The organism is Streptomyces sp. NBC_01016 (genome assembly GCF_026341035.1).
Lineage (GTDB): Bacteria > Actinomycetota > Actinomycetes > Streptomycetales > Streptomycetaceae > Streptomyces.
The window spans coordinates 1,013,120-1,031,312 of sequence record NZ_JAPEOQ010000001.1; the positions used below are offsets into that span (position 1 = coordinate 1,013,120).

Annotated in this window: 16 protein-coding genes and 1 pseudogene; 7 read left to right on the forward strand and 10 right to left on the reverse strand. The window is 69.7% G+C overall.

Annotation, left to right across the window (positions count from 1 at the left end; genetic code table 11):
• The first annotated feature begins 53 nt into the window (after window positions 1-53).
• Window positions 54-278, forward strand: coding sequence for a DUF6458 family protein (locus OG746_RS04740; RefSeq protein ID WP_266711833.1), 225 nt, complete (start codon window positions 54-56; stop codon window positions 276-278).
• Between the two features lie 4 nt (window positions 279-282).
• Here OG746_RS04740 and OG746_RS04745 read toward each other — a convergent pair whose 3' ends face one another.
• The 3 genes from OG746_RS04745 to OG746_RS04755 all read right to left on the reverse strand — a co-directional run bounded on the left by OG746_RS04745 (window position 283) and on the right by OG746_RS04755 (window position 3,860).
• Window positions 283-2,100 (reverse strand): NHL domain-containing thioredoxin family protein, encoded by a 1,818-nt coding sequence (locus OG746_RS04745; protein WP_266711835.1) that lies wholly within the window; start codon window positions 2,098-2,100, stop codon window positions 283-285.
• A 29-nt stretch (window positions 2,101-2,129) separates the two neighbouring features.
• Window positions 2,130-3,389 carry a recombinase family protein gene (locus OG746_RS04750; RefSeq protein ID WP_266711837.1) on the reverse strand — a complete coding sequence of 420 codons (1,260 nt, stop codon included), beginning with the start codon at window positions 3,387-3,389 and terminating at the stop codon, window positions 2,130-2,132.
• Window positions 3,390-3,455: 66 nt separating this feature from the next.
• Window positions 3,456-3,860 carry a cupin domain-containing protein gene (locus OG746_RS04755; RefSeq protein WP_266711839.1) on the reverse strand — a complete coding sequence of 135 codons (405 nt, stop codon included), beginning with the start codon at window positions 3,858-3,860 and terminating at the stop codon, window positions 3,456-3,458.
• 52 nt (window positions 3,861-3,912) lie between these two features.
• Here OG746_RS04755 and OG746_RS04760 point away from each other — a divergent pair.
• Together OG746_RS04760 and OG746_RS04765 are read left to right on the forward strand one after the other, a co-directional pair.
• Window positions 3,913-4,925, forward strand: a pseudogene (locus tag OG746_RS04760) (GlxA family transcriptional regulator).
• 61 nt (window positions 4,926-4,986) lie between these two features.
• The gene (locus OG746_RS04765) at window positions 4,987-5,844 is read left to right on the forward strand and encodes a YhjD/YihY/BrkB family envelope integrity protein (RefSeq protein ID WP_266711840.1); all 858 of its coding nucleotides are present in this window, start codon (window positions 4,987-4,989) and stop codon (window positions 5,842-5,844) included.
• 43 nt (window positions 5,845-5,887) lie between these two features.
• Here OG746_RS04765 and OG746_RS04770 read toward each other — a convergent pair whose 3' ends face one another.
• The gene (locus OG746_RS04770) at window positions 5,888-7,429 is read right to left on the reverse strand and encodes an FG-GAP repeat domain-containing protein (RefSeq protein WP_266711842.1); all 1,542 of its coding nucleotides are present in this window, start codon (window positions 7,427-7,429) and stop codon (window positions 5,888-5,890) included.
• 226 nt (window positions 7,430-7,655) lie between these two features.
• On the opposite strand from OG746_RS04770, the gene OG746_RS04775 reads away from it, so the two are divergent.
• Complete coding sequence (locus OG746_RS04775) at window positions 7,656-8,156, forward strand: LURP-one-related/scramblase family protein (RefSeq protein WP_266711844.1); 501 nt, start codon at window positions 7,656-7,658, stop codon at window positions 8,154-8,156.
• Between the two features lie 70 nt (window positions 8,157-8,226).
• Here the strand turns inward: OG746_RS04775 and OG746_RS04780 are convergent, their stop codons facing one another.
• Window positions 8,227-9,060, reverse strand: a complete 834-nt coding sequence (locus OG746_RS04780) for a carbon-nitrogen family hydrolase (RefSeq protein ID WP_266711846.1) — start codon at window positions 9,058-9,060, stop codon at window positions 8,227-8,229.
• Between the two features lie 179 nt (window positions 9,061-9,239).
• On the opposite strand from OG746_RS04780, the gene OG746_RS04785 reads away from it, so the two are divergent.
• Window positions 9,240-10,064: a maleylpyruvate isomerase family mycothiol-dependent enzyme gene (locus tag OG746_RS04785; RefSeq protein ID WP_266711848.1), complete on the forward strand. Its 825-nt coding sequence runs from the start codon at window positions 9,240-9,242 to the stop codon at window positions 10,062-10,064.
• Window positions 10,065-10,373: 309 nt separating this feature from the next.
• Here the strand turns inward: OG746_RS04785 and OG746_RS04790 are convergent, their stop codons facing one another.
• Together OG746_RS04790 and OG746_RS04795 are read right to left on the reverse strand one after the other, a co-directional pair.
• A complete protein-coding gene (locus tag OG746_RS04790) occupies window positions 10,374-11,687 on the reverse strand; it encodes an MFS transporter (protein ID WP_266711850.1) in 1,314 nt (437 codons plus the stop codon).
• Entirely contained in the window at window positions 11,684-12,343 is a 660-nt protein-coding gene (locus tag OG746_RS04795; protein ID WP_266711852.1) for a GntR family transcriptional regulator, read from the reverse strand. Before OG746_RS04795 ends, OG746_RS04790 begins: the two co-directional genes overlap by 4 nt.
• A 152-nt stretch (window positions 12,344-12,495) precedes the next feature.
• Here OG746_RS04795 and OG746_RS04800 point away from each other — a divergent pair, with 152 nt between their 5' ends.
• The gene (locus OG746_RS04800) at window positions 12,496-13,374 is read left to right on the forward strand and encodes a D-alanyl-D-alanine carboxypeptidase family protein (protein WP_266711854.1); all 879 of its coding nucleotides are present in this window, start codon (window positions 12,496-12,498) and stop codon (window positions 13,372-13,374) included.
• 100 nt (window positions 13,375-13,474) lie between these two features.
• Here the strand turns inward: OG746_RS04800 and OG746_RS04805 are convergent, their stop codons facing one another.
• From OG746_RS04805 to pdhA, 3 genes are read right to left on the reverse strand one after another with little or no spacing between them, the layout of a single operon-like run.
• Window positions 13,475-14,863 carry a dihydrolipoamide acetyltransferase family protein gene (locus tag OG746_RS04805; protein WP_266711856.1) on the reverse strand — a complete coding sequence of 463 codons (1,389 nt, stop codon included), beginning with the start codon at window positions 14,861-14,863 and terminating at the stop codon, window positions 13,475-13,477.
• A 14-nt stretch (window positions 14,864-14,877) separates the two neighbouring features.
• Window positions 14,878-15,858, reverse strand: a complete 981-nt coding sequence (locus OG746_RS04810) for an alpha-ketoacid dehydrogenase subunit beta (protein WP_266711858.1) — start codon at window positions 15,856-15,858, stop codon at window positions 14,878-14,880.
• Window positions 15,859-15,863: 5 nt separating this feature from the next.
• Window positions 15,864-17,105 (reverse strand): pyruvate dehydrogenase (acetyl-transferring) E1 component subunit alpha, encoded by a 1,242-nt coding sequence (gene pdhA / locus OG746_RS04815; RefSeq protein ID WP_443063111.1) that lies wholly within the window; start codon window positions 17,103-17,105, stop codon window positions 15,864-15,866.
• 381 nt (window positions 17,106-17,486) lie between these two features.
• Here pdhA and OG746_RS04820 point away from each other — a divergent pair, with 381 nt between their 5' ends.
• Window positions 17,487-18,143: a response regulator gene (locus OG746_RS04820; protein ID WP_266711862.1), complete on the forward strand. Its 657-nt coding sequence runs from the start codon at window positions 17,487-17,489 to the stop codon at window positions 18,141-18,143.
• Window positions 18,144-18,193: the final 50 nt, after the last annotated feature.

The following is an 18,193-nucleotide window of genomic DNA, read 5'->3' on the forward strand; positions in this document are numbered from 1 at the left end:
GGGGTACCCGGGCCCCTCAAGCATTTCCGTACACACAACAGGAGGCGGGCCTGATGAACCTTGGGGGTTCCATCGTCCTGATCGCCGTCGGCGCGATCCTCGCGTTCGCGACCGACTGGCACATGGAGAGCGTCAACCTCGACCTGGTCGGATGGATCCTGATGATCGTCGGCCTGATCGGGGTCTTCGTGTTCCGCAGCATCGGCAAACGCCGGGGCCTGGTCCCACCGGCCGGCCACACGACCGTGATCGAGGACGAACGGGACCGTCACATCTAGCGCCCTAGGCGCCTTGGGCGTCCCGGTCGTCCATGCCGGCCAGCACCAGCGGCAGCCGCTCCGCCCCGCCCACGTCCACCACCACGACGGGTACGCCCCAGTCCTGCTGGTGGACGTGGCAGGCGGGGTACTCGTTCTCCGGGTCGTCGTCACAGGACGCCGCCATCGCCGATACGTGCAGCACGCCCTCGGTGACGGCGGGGTTCAGCGTCAGCCCGCGGGCCAGATCCGTGCCCGCGCCTGCCCCCGCCGCCAGCAGCTCGGGCGGCGTCGACGAGACGAGCAGCCGGGTGGAGGGACCGTACCGGGTGTCGAGCTTCTGCCCGGCCGGCGCCTGGAAGACGACGTCCAACTGAAGTGACCCGCCCGCGACTTCGGTCGCCGCGCGCTGCGTGCGATGCGCGACGGACTCGACGCGCACGGCCTCCTCGGGGAGGCGCAGCCGGGTCAGCCGGTGCCGCGCGGACTCGACGACGACCACGTCCCCGTCGACGACGAGCGCGTCGCTCGGTTCCCTCAAGTCCATTGCCAACGTGGTGACTTGACCCGTCGCCGGGTCGTAGCGCCGCAGGGCGTGGTTGTACGTGTCCGAGACCGCGACCGAGCCGTCGGGCAGCGCGGTGACGCCCAACGGGTGCTGGAGCAGGGCCTGTTCGGCGTCACCGTCGCGGTGCCCGAAGTCGAAGAGCCCGGTGCCGACGGCGGTGTGCACAGCCCCGTCCCCGTCCACGTACCGCAACGCGCTGGTCTCGGAGTCGGCGACCCACAGCCGCGCCCCGTCCGGGGAGACGGCGAGGCCCGAGGGCTGGGCGAACCAGGCCTCGTCGCCGGGGCCGTCCACCAGTCCCTCGTTCGTGGTCCCGGCCGCGACCGCGACCGTCCGCGTCTCGGGGTCGTACGTCCACAGCTGGTGCACGCCCGCCATGGCGATCCACACCTTGCCCCCGAAAACGGCGACGTCCCACGGGGAGGAGAGGTCGACGTCGAGGGCGGGGCCGCTGGTCGGTGAGCCCTGCCACCACTGCTTTCCGGTGCCGGCGAGGGTCGTGACGGAGCCGGTCCCGAGGTCCAGGGCGCGCAGCGCGTGGTTCACGGTGTCGGCGACGACGACGGTGTTCTCGTCGAGGAGGGCGAGCCCCTGCGGCTCGTTGAAGGAGTCGGCCCCGAAGCCGCGCTCCCCGCTGCCGAGCCGCCTGACGACGCTCTCCCCGTCGCCCTCCAGCTCCACCAGCTGATGCCGCGTCGTGTCGCTGACCAGGAAGTTCCCCGAGGGGAGCGCGATCGCCTTGCCGGGGAAGCGCAGGTCGGTCGCGACCGGTTCGGGCGCCACGTACGGCCCCTCGCCACGCCGCAGCGTGCCCTTCGCCGCGTGCTCCGCCTCCAACTCCTCGACCAGCGTCCCGATCGCGTGCGCGTGCCCCTCACCGGCGTGCTGCGCGACGACGTACCCCTCGGGGTCGATCACGACGAGCGTGGGCCAGGCGCGGACCGCGTACTGCTTCCAGGTGGCGAGCTCCGGGTCGTCGAGGACCGGGTGCTCGACTCCGTACCGCTCGACGGCGTCGACGACCGCCGCGTGCTCGGCCTCGTGCACGAACTTCGGCGAGTGCACCCCGATGATCACGACGGTGTCGCGGTGCTTCTCCTCCAGCTCACGCAGCTCGTCGAGGACGTGCAGGCAATTCACACAACAAAATGTCCAGAAATCAACAATTACGATGCGGCCCCGCAGGTCCGCCAGGCCACTCAGCTTGCCGTCAGTGTTGATCCATCCACCCTTGCCCACCAGCTCAGGGGCCCGGACACGTGCGCGCTTCGACATGTCTCAAGACAACCACGGCACCCTGTGTCTCATTCCGCGCCGCACTTCTCAGCCCATTCGATGCGAAGCCTCTTTGCGGGGTCGAACCGTCGACCGCGGCCGTCCGCCTTCGTCACCCAGATCCGGTCGACCTCCGTGCTGAGCAGACTCCTGCGCCCTGGCACATCGATGCGATCCCACTGATTGACGATCGCCTTCGGTGCCCGGCCGAGAAACGCATCGACAACAGCCCTCTCGACCGGCGTCGCCATGGCGCGCGCCCCTGGGCACACATGGCCGAGACGCACGCCGTGACACACGTAGGAATGGCCGCTCATGCTCATCCGTGTACCGCACCCTTCGACGGCGCAGTACAGCAGCCCGGTCAGCAGATGGGCCGGTTCCCGGACCGGGAATTTCACCCCGTCCGCCCTTGTACGCGTCCTCGACGCGAAAGCAGCCACGATCACGTCCTGCTCTTGCACGGTGACGATGCCTTCCCCCACGTTCACCGGAGCCCCGGTCTCCGCATCGCGGTACGGCCTCACCACAGACGTGTACTTGAGGCGGCTTCTGGCCTCGTCCCAGACCATCTGGGTCTGAGGCAACAGCCCTGCGAACGCAGGAGCCCTCAGTAACTGGGACAGGGTCCCAACCTGCCACAGACCGCCTCTCGGAGCAGGCACGCCGTGCTCGTTGAGCATCCTCGCGATCCGCACCAATGGCGTGCCGGACAGGGCTTCGTCGGCGATCAGCCGCGCATACACGGATGTCTCGGAATCCGGTGCGAGTCGCCCCGTCTCCGAGTCGATGCGCAGTCCGTAGGGAGGCTGTCCCCCGATCCAGCGTCCCTGGCGGCGGAGAAACTGCTTGGCGTGCTGGATGCGCTGCCCTTGCGTCTCCGCTTCCTGACGCGCCCACTCCGACAAGGAGGAGATGGCCAGCCGAGCGCCCGGCGAAGTCGAGTCGAGACCGTCCATCACCGAGATCAGGCGCCCTCCGACCTGATCAAACTCGTCCAGCAGTGGGCCGATCTCGCTGATTCCCTTGCGACTGAGCCTGTCCAGCTTCCAGACGATCAGTGTGCGAACGGCCCCCGAGACGACCCCTGCTCTCGCCTTGTCGAAGCCTTCACGTACAACGTCCTTGTACCCGGACCTTCCTCTGTCGACGTGAACCATCCGGACCGCGAGCCCTTGATCGGCGGCCCAACGGCGGCAATCCATCTCTTGCCGCTCAATCGCGGTCTTGCCGTCCCGGTCGAGCGAGAGTCTCAAGTACAGATCCGCTTGGTTGTCACCCTGCCGCATGTCCCCTCCCAGAGTTGCTTACTCTATGAACGAACAGCACGGTCAAGGGTCACCAACTCAGGCCGTTCAGCGCCCAGTCACCCCCAAGTTGTGTCCCGTCGTCGAGTCGACGTGGTCCGGTACGGGGTCGTGGGCGTCGCCCGTCGTGGGGGTGCCGGTGGGTTCCAGGAGGAGGATCGCGGTGCCGGGGGCCGCGTGCGGCTTGTGCCAGGTGCCGCGGGGGACGGTGAAGACCGAGCCGCGGGGGAGGACCACGGCCCGCTCCCCGTCCTTCTCGCGAAGGCCGATGGTGAGCTCGCCCTCGACGACCAGGAAGAACTCGTCCGTGTCCTCGTGGACGTGCCAGACGTGCTCGCCCTCGGCCTTCGCGAGGCGGACGTCGTAGTCGTTGACCGACGTGACGATGCGGGGGCTCCAGGTCTCGTCGAAGGTGGTCAGGGCCTGGGTGAGGGATACGGGTGCGGATGCCATGCGGCTCATCCTGGGCCTGCCGCCGCGGGCGGGCGAGTGCTAGAAATCGCGTATGGCGCAAGGATCCTCGCACCGTGTCCCGCACGTGGTCGTCCTCGTCGACGAGGGCGTCAACCCCTTCGAAGTCGGCGTCGCCACCGAGGTGTTCGGGCTGCCGCGGCCCGAACTCGGTGCACGGGGCCCGCTGTACACGCTGACGTTGTGCGCGCCGGAGCCCGACATCCGGATGAACCACGGGTTCTTCACGATGGCGGGGGCCGCAGGGCTCGAGGCCGTCGACCGCGCCGACACCCTGATCGTGCCGGGGCGCCCCGACAACGTCGTGCCGCGCACCGGGGCCGTCCTGGAGGCCATCCGGCGGACGCACGCGCGCGGTGCCAGGATCGCCGCCTTCTGCACCGGGGCCTTCGCGCTCGCCGAGGCCGGGCTGCTCGACGAGCGGCGGGCCACGACGCACTGGCGGTGGGCCGAGGAGTTCCGTGCGCTGCATCCGAAGGTGCTCCTGGAGCCGGACGTGCTGTTCGTCGACGAGGGTGACGTCCTGACCGCGGCGGGGAGTGCGGCCGCGCTCGATCTGGGGCTGTACCTCGTGCGGCGCGATCACGGCGCGGAGGTCGCGGCCTCGGTGTCCCGGCGGCTCGTCTTCGCGGCCCATCGGGACATGGGGTCTCCCCTGCTCGAGTTTGTTCGAGAGCTTGGGGAAGGGCAGCGGCGTTCATCGAGCGGCCCGTGCCCGTGGTGCCGGACGTCTCGCTCGCGCCGGTTCTCAGCTGGGCGCAGGAGCGGCTCGACGAACCGCTCACCGTCGCCGGCCTGGCCGCCCGCGCCGCCGTCAGCCCGGCCACCCTGCACCGCCGCTTCCGCGCCGAACTCGGTACGACGCCGCTGGCCTGGCTGCTGGGTGAACGCGTCGCCCTGGCCTGCCGGATCCTCGAGCGCGGCGAGCAGCGGATCGACGTCGTGGCGGCCGGGAGCGGCCTGGGCAGCGCCGCCAATCTGCGGACGCACCTGAAGCGGACGACGGGGCTGAGCCCGTCGGCGTACCGGAAGAGGTTCGGGGGGTAGGGGCCGGAACCCGGTGTGGCAAGTGGGCGTCGGGCGGGGGTGTGAACGACGCTGGGCAGCTATGAGCGACAGCAGCGGACGCGTCACCCGTACCGTCCAGTGGGCCACCGGGCACGTCGAGTCCGTGCGGGAGCGGATTCCCTTCGTCACCCGCACGGCGCGGCAGATCGTTTCCGTGCGGCTGCTGGACTCGTCGACGCGGCTCGCCGCGCAGGCGTTCCTCACGGCGATCCCGGTGCTGTTCGTCATCGCCGCGTTCGCGCCGTCGGCCGTGCGGGAGCAGCTGCTCGACTCCTCGCGCACCGCCATCGGGCTCAGCGACGGTTCGCTGGCCGAGGTCCGGCAGGTGTACGGCGTGAACGACTCGACCACGCGCGACACTTCGGGCGCGGTCGGTGTGCTGGTCACGCTGGTGTCCGCGACGGCGTGCAGTCGGGCGCTGCAACGGGTGTGCGAGCGGTCGTGGCAGCTGCCGCCCGCCGGGCTGCGGGTCGTGGCCTGGCGGTGGGCGGTGTGGCTGGGTGTGTGGCTGACCGCGGTCCTCGCGCAAGGCGTGCTGCGCGACGGGTTCGGCGTGGGCGCGTGGCTGGGGATTCCGCTGTCGTACGTGACGAGCGTGCTGCTGTGGTGGTGGACGCAGCACCTGCTGCTGGGGAGCCGGGTGGCGTGGCTGCCGCTGCTGCCGGGAGCCGTGCTCACCGGGGTCGGCGTGGTCACGCTGTCGTGGGCCTCGCACCTCTACATGCCGCGCGTGCTGAACCGTTCGCTCGCCCAGTTCGGCCCGTTCGGGCTCGTGTTCACGCTGTTGTCGTGGCTGATCGTGCTGTTCACGGTGGTGTGCGCGGGGATCTCGGTGGGCTATGTCGTCGCGCGGGAGCGGCCGGTGGCGCGGGTGTTGCGGACGCCTGAAACGGCGTAGGGCCGCACCCCCGCGAGGGTGCGGCCCGTCAGTCCGTGCGTGGTCAGCGCAGCGGGTTGCCGAAGAGGGCCTTGGCGTCAGGGGCGCCGAGGTCCTTCGGGTTGATGGCGGTCGAGCCGGTCGCCGTGATGCCGGTGGCCGTGCCGGGGAAGGACCAGGTCGCTCCGGCCGACGCGTTCTCGCCGGTCGCGGAGACCGCGAGGTCGCGCTTGCCGTCGCCGTTCGTGTCGAGCAGCTGGCAGCCCGAGCCGAACGCGTCGTCCGACTCGGCGACGCCGGGCACGTCCGCCGTGTTCTGGTTGAGGACCTGGGAGCCCTCACCGGTCACGCCGTCCGCGGTGCCGTGCAGCAGTGCGACGGCGCCGGCGTCCGTCAGGCCGCTGAAGTCCTCGCCCGCGATGCCGAGGGCGACCTCGGCCTTGCCGTCGCCGTCCACGTCGGCCACGGAGACGCAGGAGCCGAGCTTGTCGCCGTCCTCCTGGGCGCCGTAGAAGCCGGGCAGGGACTGGTCGAACTCCTGGGTGCGGTCGCCCTTCAGGCCGTCCTTCGTGCCGAACGCGACGGTGACCTTCTGGTTCGTCTCGCCGATGTCGGACTCCTCGGGGTCGGAGCCGACGACCAGGTCGTCGATCCCGTCGCCGTTGATGTCACCGGAGGCCAGTTCCCCCTGGGTCTCCGGTGCCCAACCGCGCTTGAAGCCCGAACCGCTGCCGTACAGCACGGTGTTGTTCCACATGCCGTCGCCGTTGTACGAGCGCAGGGCCAGGTCGTCGCGGCCGTCGCCGTTGAGGTCGCCGACCGCGTTGAAGAACACGGGTCCCGTGGTCGAGTCCGGCCCGTCCACGCAGCCGTACTGGTCGTCGACGCAGGTCGCGTCGGACTGGCCGTAGCCCCACCACTCGGACTTGTCCATGAAGTTCAGCTTCTGGGCCGGGGCGCCGGCCTTGGAGACGGGCCCCTTCCACAGGGCGGCGCCCTCGGTCTCGGGGTCGTCGCCGTAGCTGCCCATGTCGGCGAGCAGGGCCAGGTCGGCCTTGCCGTCGCCGTCGAAGTCGCCGATCTGCGGCGATCTTCCGTACGTGGCGATCTTCGTGCCGCCGGTCAGGCCTGAGGCCGAGCCCCAGACGATGACGCTGCCGGCGTCCTTGCTCTTGGAGCCGATGACGAGGTCGCTGTAGCCGTCGCCGTCCAGGTCCCCCTTGGTGAGGTACTGGCCGAACGCCTCCTTGGCCGCGGCGGAGCCCGGTATCCCGCTGGTGGAACGGGAGATCAGCTTCTTGTTCGCGGGGTCCAGCCCGTTCGCCGAGCCGTACGTCACCGCGACGTAGCCGGCTCCCGCCTGGCCGGAGATCGTGCCTCCGGTCGCGGCGGTGACGAGGTCGGCGTACCCGTCGCCGTTGAAGTCATCGGCGGCGTCGGCCTGTCCCGCGGCCGCCTTTCCGGCGGTGGCGGTTCCGGTGGAGATTGCCCCGGTGGCCGCCTGGGCCGGGGCCAGTGACACGGCGGTCAGGCCGCCCGCGACGAGGGCCGCGGACAGCAGGCCGATCCGGGTCCTGCGGACACTGTGGGGTCGTGCGCGCAACATGCGGTTCCTTTGGTCGTAAGGTCACGTCCACCTCATACGACCCATTAATCCCTCGAACGGTTGCACGCACCATGTAACTGTATTGTCCCGAGGGCCCGTTGGGCGTCAACCGGAACCCCGGGCTCCCCCATGGATTCCTTTGCGCTTCCCTGCGAGTTCCCCCATCCGGTCCCGAAGGACGTCGCGACGGGGGTCCCCCGCGCGACTTTCGGGCACTGTTCGACGTATGCGCTACGAAGTGAGAGAGCGGATCTTCGGGATCGGCGAGGACTACTGGATCGAGGACGAGCAGGGCAGCAAGGCCTTCCTCGTCGACGGCAAGGCGATGCGCCTTCGGGACACGTTCGAGATCAAGGGCCCCGACGGCCGGGTCCTCATCGACATCCACAAGAAGGTGTTCGCGCTGCGCGACACGATGGTCATCGAGCGCGGCGACGAGGAGCTGGCCAGAATCAAGCGCAAGCGGCTCTCCCTGCTGCGCAACCACTACCGCGTCCAGCTCGCCGACGGCGACACGGAGCTCGACGTCAGCGGCAAGATCCTGGACCGGGAGTTCGCCGTCGAGTACGAGGGCGAGCTCCTCGCCGAGATCTCGCGGCGGTGGCTGCGGGTGCGGGACACCTACGGCGTCAACGTGGTCCGTGAGGACGCGGATCCGGCGCTGCTGATCGCGGTGGCGGTGTGCGTGATCCACCTGGCGGAGAAGGAGCGGGGGGTGGTGGACTGACGCCCGCTCGCGGGGCTCGGGCCCGGACCCCGCGCCTCGATCGCCGGCGGGGCTGAGCAGAGGGGTCGGCTCAGGCTCGGCGGGTCGGCTCGGCGAGCCCCAGTTGGCGGTCCTTCAGGGCCGGGAACTGCTCGCGCGTGACGCCGACCTTCGCCGGGTCGAACTCCACCCGCAGCACCTCTTCCCCGGCCCCCGCCTCCGCGAGCACCGCGCCCCACGGGTCGACCACGATGCTGTGCCCCGCCTGTGGAACCCCCGCGTGCGTACCGGCACTTGCACACGCCAGCACGAACGCCTGGTTCTCCACGGCGCGGGCCTGCGCGAGCAGCGTCCAGTGCGAGCGGCGGCGATCGGGCCAGCCCGCGGACACGATCAGCGTCTCGGCGCCGCGGTCGACCAGGCCCCGGTACAGCTCGGGGAACCGCAGGTCGTAGCAGGTGGTCACGCCCGCCACGGTCTCCGGCAGCCGCACCGTCACCAGTTCCTCGCCGGCCCCCATCAGCACGGCCTCGCCCTTGTCGAACCCGAACCGGTGGATCTTCCGGTAGGTGGCGGCGAGTTCACCGTCGGGGGAGAAGACGAGCGAGGTGTTGTAGAGGGGGCCCTCTCCGGCGGAGCCGCTGTCGGACGCTGCCCGCTCCGGGATCGATCCCGCGTGCAGCCACACCCCCGCGTCCCGCGCGGCCTTGGCCATCGCTTCGAAGGTCGACCCCTCCAGGGGCTCGGCCTCCTCGGAGAACAACTCGTAGGCGAAGGCCCCGGTCGTCCACAGCTCGGGTAGTACGACGAGGTCGGCGGCCCCCGCCTCCGCTCGTACCAGTGAACTCACGCGTTCCCGACGGGCGTTGACCGATTTGGTCGCCTTGTCGTCATTTACCGCGACCTGGATGAGCGAGGCGCGCACACTACCACCGTCCTGGCATTCGAGCCGTCGGCTCTACGTCAACAACAGCCCTACGTCCGTCACACCAAAGCACTGCCGGGGTGCCTACGGGCAGCGTAACTTAGCCTCTCAAGACACCCACGCCCGTGCCCGACGACTGTCTAAACGCCCGTGTACCACCGCTCGAGGGGTCCCCTTCCGTGAGTCTCCACCCCAGCCTTCAGACCTACGCCGACGCCTGGACCCACTCCGTGGAAGCGATATCCGAGCTGGTCACACCGCTCGCGGAGGGTGAGTGGAACCGGGCCACACCGTGTCCTGGCTGGTCGGTGCGCGACCTCGTCTCGCACGTGATCGGCGTCGACTGCGAGATGCTCGGCGACCCGCGGCCCATCCACACGCTGCCCCGCGACCTCTACCACGTGCAGACCGAGTCGCAGCGGTACCAGGAGATCCAGGTCGACATCCGCCGGCACCACACGGCACCCGAAATGGTCTCCGAGCTCGAGTACACGATCATCCGCCGCAACCGGCACCTGCGGAACGAGTCCCGCGAACCCTCGACCATCGTGCGCGGCCCGCGCGGCATCGAGGAGACCCTCGAATTCGCCATGCGCAGGCGGGCGTTCGACATCTGGGCGCACGAGCAGGACCTGCGCTGGTCCCTCGGCAAGCCCGGCAACCTCGACTCCCCGGGCGCGTACGTCACCCGTGACCTGCTGCTGTCGATCCTCCCGAAGATCGTCACGAAGGACGCGGGCGCCCCGGCGGACTCGGCCGTCGTGTTCGATGTGCACGGCCCCGTGGAGTTCCTGCGCACGGTGCGCGTGGATGCCGATGGCAAGGGCACGATCGACGGCTCCCCGTCGCTCGGCCCGGCGGTGACGATCGCCCTGGACTGGGAGACGTACGTACGGCTGTCGTGTGGCCGGGTCACGGTGGACGCGGTGGCGGACCGGGTGAAGACGGACGGCGACGCGGATCTCGCGTCCGCGATCCTGCCGGCCCTCAGGGTCACGCCCTGACGCGACGGGCCGGCCCCCGTACCCCACGCCACGGGGCTCCGCCCCGGACCCCGCTGCTCAAACGCCGCAGGGGCTTGAATTGCCCACCCGGCCACGGCTCCCCACCCGTTACGGCCCACGCCGCCCCCGCCTTGGGCAATCTGCCGCCTGGGGCGGCAGGGTGGGCAAGGCGGCGCCCGGTGCCGCGTAACAGGAACGTCAGGCGCCGACCCCGGCACAGCCAGGTCGACGGTGCGGGCCGCGCATCACGAAGGCGTCCACCCCGGCGCAGCCCCAGGACCGCGGCGCAGGCCGCAGGCCCCCGCCCCGTCACACGGGAACGTGAACCGACGCCACCCGGGACGCGACCAGTCGCTCGCGCTCGGCCCGCGCCGCCCGCCCCCGCAACCGCAGGATCTGGCTCACGCCGAGCGCCTCCAACACGAACACCGCCGAGAACGCCACCCGGTAGTTGTCGCCGGTCGCATCGAGCAGCACCCCCACCGCGAGCAACGTCGTCATCGAGGCGATGAACCCGCCCATGTTGACGATCCCGGACGCCGTCCCCTGCCGCTCCGGCGGATTCGCAGGACGCGCGAAGTCGAACCCGATCATCGACGCCGGCCCGCACGCCCCCAGCACCACACACATCACCACGAGCAACGCCATCGGCGCCCGCCCCGGCCACACAATCGGCATCGCCCACAGCACCGCGGTCATCGCCACGGTCCCCAGCGCGAGCGGCAACCGCGCCGCATGGTGCCGCGCCACGATCTGCCCGTACACCAGGCCGACCATCATGTTGGAGAGCACGACCAGGGTCAGCAGCTCCCCGGCCGTCCCCCGCGAGAGCCCCTGCGCCTCCACCAGGAACGGCAGCCCCCACAGCAACAGGAACACCATCGCGGGGAACTGCGTCGAGAAGTGCACCCACAGCCCGAGCCGCGTCCCCGGCTCCCGCCACGTCGCCGCGATCTGCCCCCGCAGATACGCGGCGCCCTTGTGCGTACCGGCCGGCGGAGCGGGCTCGTACCCCTCGGGGTGGTCCTTGAGGAACAGCAGCATCAGCACGAGCACCACGACACCCGCGAGCGCACTGCCCGCGAACGCGGCCGTCCACCCGATGCCGTGCAGCAGCCGCGCGATCACCAACGTAGAGACCAGATTGCCCGCCATCCCGACGAGCCCGGCCAGCTGCGCGACCAGCGGCCCGCGCCGCGCCGGGAACCACCGCGTGCCGAGCCGCAGCACGCTGATGAAGGTCATGGCGTCACCGCAGCCGAGCAGCGCGCGCGACACGAGCGCCATCGAGTACGAGGAGGAGAACGCGAAGCCGAGCTGTCCGACCGTGAACAGGACGACGCCGAAGGTCAGGACCTTCTTCGTGCCGAACCGGTCGACCATCAGGCCGACGGGTATCTGCATGCCCGCGTACACGAGCAGCTGGAGGATGGAGAAGGTGGACAGGGCCGAGGCGTTGATGTGGAAGCGTTCGACGGCGTCGAGACCCGCGACACCCAGCGACGTACGGAAGATGACGGCGACGAAGTAGACGGCGACGCCGATCGACCAGACGGCGACGGCCCGCCGCCCGCCGGGCGGATCGCCGGGCAGGGACATCGACGGGGAGGTGGCTGAGCTCATCGCTCGTCACCCCGCGCCAGACCCCGCACCCAGCTCACGTGCCGGCGCACGACGGCGACGGCGGCCTCCTCGTCCGCGGCCCGCAGGGCGTCGAGGATCTCGCTGTGCTCGGAGAGCGTCTTCGCGATGCGGTCGGGGTGCGAGCGCATCACGGCGACGCCCATCCTCAGCTGCCGGTCGCGCAACTGGTCGTAGAGGCGGGAGAGGATCTCGTTGCCCCCGCTGCGGACGATCTCCGCGTGGAAGCAGCGGTCGGTGGTGGCGGCCTCCGTGAACTGTCCGGCGGCGGCCTGCGCCCGCTGCTCCTCCAGGAGCTCCTCAAGGCGCGCGATGAGCTGCGGCCGCGCCGGCAGGGCCTTGCGCACCGCGTGCTCCTCGACGAGCAGCCGGGTCTCCACGACGTCCGCGATCTCCTGCGCGGAGACCGGCAGGACCAGGGCGCCCTTCTTCGGGTAGAGCTTGAGCAGCCCCTCGACCTCCAGCTTGAGCAGCGCCTCCCGCACGGGCGTGCGGGAGACCCCCACGGCCTCGGCGAGCTCGCCCTCGGTGAGCAGCGTCCCGCCCTCGTAGCGGCGCTCGAGAACGCCTCGTTTTACGTGGTCGTAGACGCGCTCGGCGGCGGGTGGTCGCTTTTCCGTGACAGCTGCTGCGGGCATGCGCACATCATAGATACAACACGTACGCAAGCCGACGGGCGTCCATGATTCGGGACACCCGCCCCACGCAACCGTCGGGGCTCCTCACGTGTCTCACACAACGCGGCCCCGCCCCAAGGGGCCCGATTCCAGGGACATTTGGAGCACTCGACTTGAAAACTCGCATTGCGGGCGTAGCCGTTCTCGTCGCGGGATCCGTGATCACCAGCGGCGCGCTGGCCACCACCGCGCAGGCCGCCACGGCTCCGGCCAAGCCTTCGGTCGCCGCGGTCGGCGGCTATGTGATGAACAACGGGACGGGTTCGAGCCTGTACACGAAGGCCGCGGACACCCGTAGGTCCACCGGCTCCACCACCAAGATCATGACCGCCAAGGTGGTGCTGGCCCAGAAGAACCTGAACCTGGATTCCAAGGTCACGGTCCAGAAGGCGTACAGCGACTACATCGTCAAGAACACCGCGTCGTCGGCCCGCCTGATCGTCGGCGACAAGGTCACCGTCCGCCAGCTGCTGTACGGCCTGATGCTGCCCTCCGGCTGCGACGCGGCGTACGCGCTCGCGGACAAGTTCGGCTCGGGCTCGACCCGTTCGGCGCGCGTGAAGTCCTTCATCGGCAAGATGAACAAGTCCGCCACCGACATGGGCCTGAAGAACACCCACTTCGACTCGTTCGACGGCATCGGCAAGGGCGCCAACTACTCGACGCCGCGCGACCTCACGAAGATCGCGTCCTCGGCGATGAAGAGCTCGACCTTCCGCTCGGTCGTGAAGACGAAGTCGACGAAGCAGAAGGTCACGACGAAGTCCGGCGGCTACCGCAACATGTCGTGGTCCAACACGAACAGCCTGCTCGGTACGTACTCCGGCACCATCGGCGTCAAGACGGGCTCCGGCCCGGAGGCGGGGTACTGCCTCGTCTTCGCGGCGACCCGGAGCGGGAAGACCGTGATCGGGACGGTGCTGAAGTCGACGTCCGTGAGCGCGCGGACGTCCGACGCCAAGAAGCTGATGGACTACGGGTTCAAGAAGTAGCCGTTGGCCATACGGCCGATTCAAGCCCCTCCGGCGTTTGAGGAGCGGGGTCTGGGGCAGAGCCCCAGGTCCTCAGCCCCGGTGCCGGAGGGGCTTACGGTTACGCCCAGGTAATGAGCCGCTTCGGCCGCTCCAGAATCGCCGCCACATCGGCCAGCACCTTGGAGCCCAGCTCCCCGTCCACCAACCGGTGGTCGAAGGACAGCGCCAGGGTCGTCACCTGACGCGGCTTGACCTTGCCCTTGTGGACCCACGGCTGAAGCTTGATCGCTCCGACGGCGAGGATCGCCGACTCACCGGGGTTCAGGATCGGCGTACCGGTGTCGATGCCGAAGACGCCCACATTGGTGATGGTGACCGTCCCGCCCTGCATCGCGGCCGGGGACGTCTTGCCCTCACGCGCGGTGGACACCAGATCGCCCAGCGCGGACGCCAGTTCGGGCAGGGTCTTGGCCTGCGCGTCCTTGATGTTCGGCACGATCAACCCGCGCGGGGTGGCCGCGGCGATGCCCAGATTCACGTAGTGCTTCTGGACGATCTCCTGGTTCGCCTCGTCCCAGGCCGCGTTGACCTCGGGGTTGCGCTTGATCGCGACGAGCAGCGCCTTGGAGATGAGCAGCAGCGGGTTGACCCGCAGACCCGCCATGTCCTTGTCGCCCTTGAGCTCCTCGACGAGCTTCATCGTGCGCGTGACGTCGATGGTCACGAACTCCGTGACGTGCGGCGCCGTGAACTTCGAGTTCACCATCGCCTGCGCGGTCGCCTTCCGCACACCCTTGATCGGGATCCGGGTCTCGCGAACGGAGTCGTACGAGGCGGGGGCGGCGGCCACCGGAGCCGGGGCCGGTGCCTGTGCAGGGGCCTCGGGCGCGGGCGCGACGGCCGCGTGCACGTCCTCGCGCGTGATGATCCCGTCGGAGCCGGAGGGAATCACGGTGGCGAGGTCGACCCCAAGATCCTTGGCAAGCTTCCGCACGGGCGGCTTGGCAAGCGGCCGGTCCAGGGCGGCCGTTCCATTGCCGTTGCCATTCACCGCCGCTGTGGGCAACTGTTCCGCAGGGGCGGAAGCGGTGGGCACAGCCCCCGGTGCAGCGTCCGACACCGAGGCCTCAACCCCGTTGGCCCCCTTGCGGGCCCGACGCTTCGTAGAGGACTCGGCAACGCCGTATCCAACGAGCACGGGCTGGCGGCCACTCGGCGCCTCGGCCTCAGCAGCCTCCGGCTCAGCCGCCGCGGGCGCAGGCTCCTCCCCGGCCACGTCGACCGAAATGATCACCTGGCCGACATCAACCGTCGTCCCCTCGGGGAAGAGCAGCTCCCGCACCACCCCGTCGTACGGGATCGGCAGCTCGACGGCCGCCTTCGCGGTCTCGACCTCGCACACGACCTGCCCGTCCTCGACGGAGTCGCCCGGCTGGACGTACCACTTGAGGATCTCGGCCTCGGTCAGGCCTTCGCCCACGTCGGGCATCTTGAACTCACGAGCCATGATGCAGCCTCCTCTCAGTACGCAAGGGAACGGTCGACGGCATCGAGCACCCGGTCAAGCCCCGGCAGGTACTCCTCCTCCAGGCGCGCCGGCGGATACGGCGCGTGGTACCCGCCGACCCGCAACACGGGCGCCTCCAGGTGGTAGAAGCACCGCTCGCTGATCCGGGCCGCCAGCTCCGCACCGGAGCCGAGGAAGACGGGCGCCTCGTGCACGATCACGAGGTGGCGCGTCTTCTCCACCGACTTCTGCACGGCGTCGAAGTCCATCGGCGAGATGGAGCGCAGGTCGAGGACCTCCAGGGACTTGCCCTCCTCCTCGGCGGCCGCGGCCGCCTCCAGGCAGACCTTCACCATCGGCCCGTACGCGACGAGCGTCAGGTCGCTGCCCTCACGCGCGACGGCGGCCTTGTGCATGTCGCCGGGCACGGCCTCCGTGTCGACCTCGCCCTTGTCCCAGTAGCGGCGCTTGGGCTCGAAGAAGATCACCGGGTCGTCGCTCTGGATCGCCTGCTGGAGCATCCAGTACGCGTCACTGGAGTTCGAGGGCGAGACGACCTTCAGGCCCGGCACATGCGCGAACAGCACCTCGGGCGACTCGCTGTGGTGCTCGACCGCGCCGATGCCGCCGCCGTACGGGATGCGGATGACGACCGGCGTCTTGACCTTGCCGAGCGCGCGGGCGTGCATCTTCGCGAGCTGCGTGACGATCTGGTCGTACGCGGGGAAGACGAAACCGTCGAACTGGATCTCCACGACGGGCCGGTAGCCGCGCAGCGCGAGGCCGATCGCGGTGCCGACGATGCCGGACTCGGCGAGCGGGGTGTCGATGACCCGGTCCTCGCCGAAGTCCTTCTGCAGGCCGTCGGTGACGCGGAAGACGCCGCCCAGCTTGCCGACGTCCTCGCCCATGACGAGGACCTTCGGGTCATTGTCGAGCGCGGTGCGCAGCGACTCGTTGATCGCCTTGGCGATCGGAAGCTTCTGTACAGCCATGACCGTCAGGCCTCCCCATCCGCGAACGACGCCTGGTAGGCGGCGAATTGTGCGCGCTCCTCATCGACGAGCGCGTGCCCGTCCGCGTACACGTTCTCGAAGATCGCCATGAGGTCCGGGTCCGGCATGGCCCGTACGACATCGCGTACTCGCTTGCCCAACGTCTCGCTCTCGGCGTCGAGTTCCGCGAAAAATCCCTCATCCGTGTCGGTTTGGGACTCCAGGTACGCGCGCAGGCGCAGGATCGGGTCCTTCGCCTCCCAGGACACGCGCTCGTCGTCGGACCGGTACTTCGACGGGTCGTCGGAGGTGGTGTGCGCGCCCATGCGGTACGTGAACGCCTCGATCAGCGCCGGTCCCTCGCCCTGGCGGGCCCGGTCGAGGGCCCAGCGCGTCACGGCGAGGCAGGCCAGCACGTCGTTGCCGTCGACGCGCACGCCGGGGAAGCCGAAGCCCTGCGCGCGCTGGTACAGCGGCACACGCATCTGGCGCTCGGTGGGCTCGGAGATCGCCCACTGGTTGTTCTGGCAGAAGAACACCACGGGGGCGTTGTAGACGGCCCCGAAGTTGAAGGCCTCCAGGACGTCGCCCTGGCTGCTCGCGCCGTCACCGAAGTACGCGATCACCGCGCTGTCCGCGCCGTCCTTGGCGACGCCCATCGCGTAGCCGGTGGCGTGCAGCGTCTGCGAGCCGATGACGATCGTGTACAGGTGGAAGTTGTTGCTGTTCGGGTCCCAGCCGCCGTGGTTCACGCCGCGGAACATGCCGAGCAGGTTCGTCGGGTCGACCCCGCGGCACCAGGCGACGCCGTGCTCGCGATAGGTCGGGAAGACGTAGTCGTCCTCTCGGGTGGCCCGCCCAGAACCGATCTGGGCCGCCTCCTGCCCGAGCAGCGACGCCCACAGGCCCAGCTCGCCCTGGCGCTGAAGCGCGGTGGCCTCGGCGTCGAAGCGGCGGGTGAGGACCATGTCGCGGTACAGGGCGCGCAGCTCGTCGTCCGTGATGTCGGCGACGTACCGGTCGTACTCGGCGTTCTTGACCCGCTTGCCCTCAGGGGTCAGCAGCTGCACCAGGTCGCTCTGCGGCGCTCCGGCCTTGGCCGGCGTCTTCGCAGGCGCCTTGGCCGCGGTGGTCTTCGCGGGCGTCTTGCCGGGGGACTTCTTCGCAGACTTCTTCGCAGCGGTCCGCTTGCGCGGCGGCTGTGCCTTCTGCGCTGCGGCAGTGCTGTCCGCACTGTCTACGGTCACGTGTGCTCCTCCGTCGGTCCGGCCCCGGGATTGCCGGATGGCCAGTCGGCTCGGCTCGCCTGATCCGTCCACGCACGGGGTGGGTGCGAGGCGCCGGCAACAGGCGTGACAAGTGCTCCGGCAAACACCCTTCACCCAGCACGTTACCCAGTGGGTCACACATCTGCGAAACCCCATCTGACCTGCGATTTTGCTTGGATTTCCAAGTAAGTGGTTGGTTGGATTTCCTAGTATCGCGAGGGAAGACGAAGCGTCGCAGGTCACAGCTGTGCGACGGGTCCTGGATCTCAGCCTGGCAGGGGGCCGGAACACCGGCACGTTATCCCGGTCACCCCACGGTCATCTAGGGCGCGGCCAAGGTTCGTATGTGAGACTGATGCCGTGCGCGAAGACGGAAAAATCCACGTATTTCTGCTCGACGACCATGAAGTGGTCCGCCGCGGCGTCCACGAGCTGCTGTCCGTAGAGGACGACATCGAGGTGGTCGGAGAGGCCGGAACGGCCGCCGACGCCCTGGTGCGCATCCCCGCGACCCGGCCCGACGTGGCGGTGCTCGACGTGCGCCTGCCGGACGGCAGCGGGGTGGAGGTGTGCCGGGAGATCCGCTCCCAGGACGAGTCGGTCAAGTGCCTGATGCTGACGTCGTTCGCGGACGACGAGGCGCTCTTCGACGCGATCATGGCCGGCGCCTCCGGATACGTACTGAAGGCGATCCGCGGCAATGAGCTGCTCACCGCCGTACGGGACGTCGCCGCCGGCAAGTCGCTGCTCGACCCGGTCGCCACGGCCCGCGTCCTGGAGCGGCTGCGCGACGGCGGCCGCAAGGGTGACGACAAGCTCTCCGGCCTCACCGACCAGGAGCGCAAGATCCTCGACCTGATCGGTGAGGGCCTGACGAACCGGGTCATCGGCGAGCGTCTGCACCTCGCCGAGAAGACGATCAAGAACTACGTGTCCAGCCTGCTGTCGAAGCTCGGCATGGAGCGCCGCTCCCAGGCGGCCGCGTACGTGGCCCGTATGCAGGCCGAGAAGCACTGACGGCTCCCCCGTCCCCCTCCCGGGATGCCCGCCCGCACAGGACCTAGGTC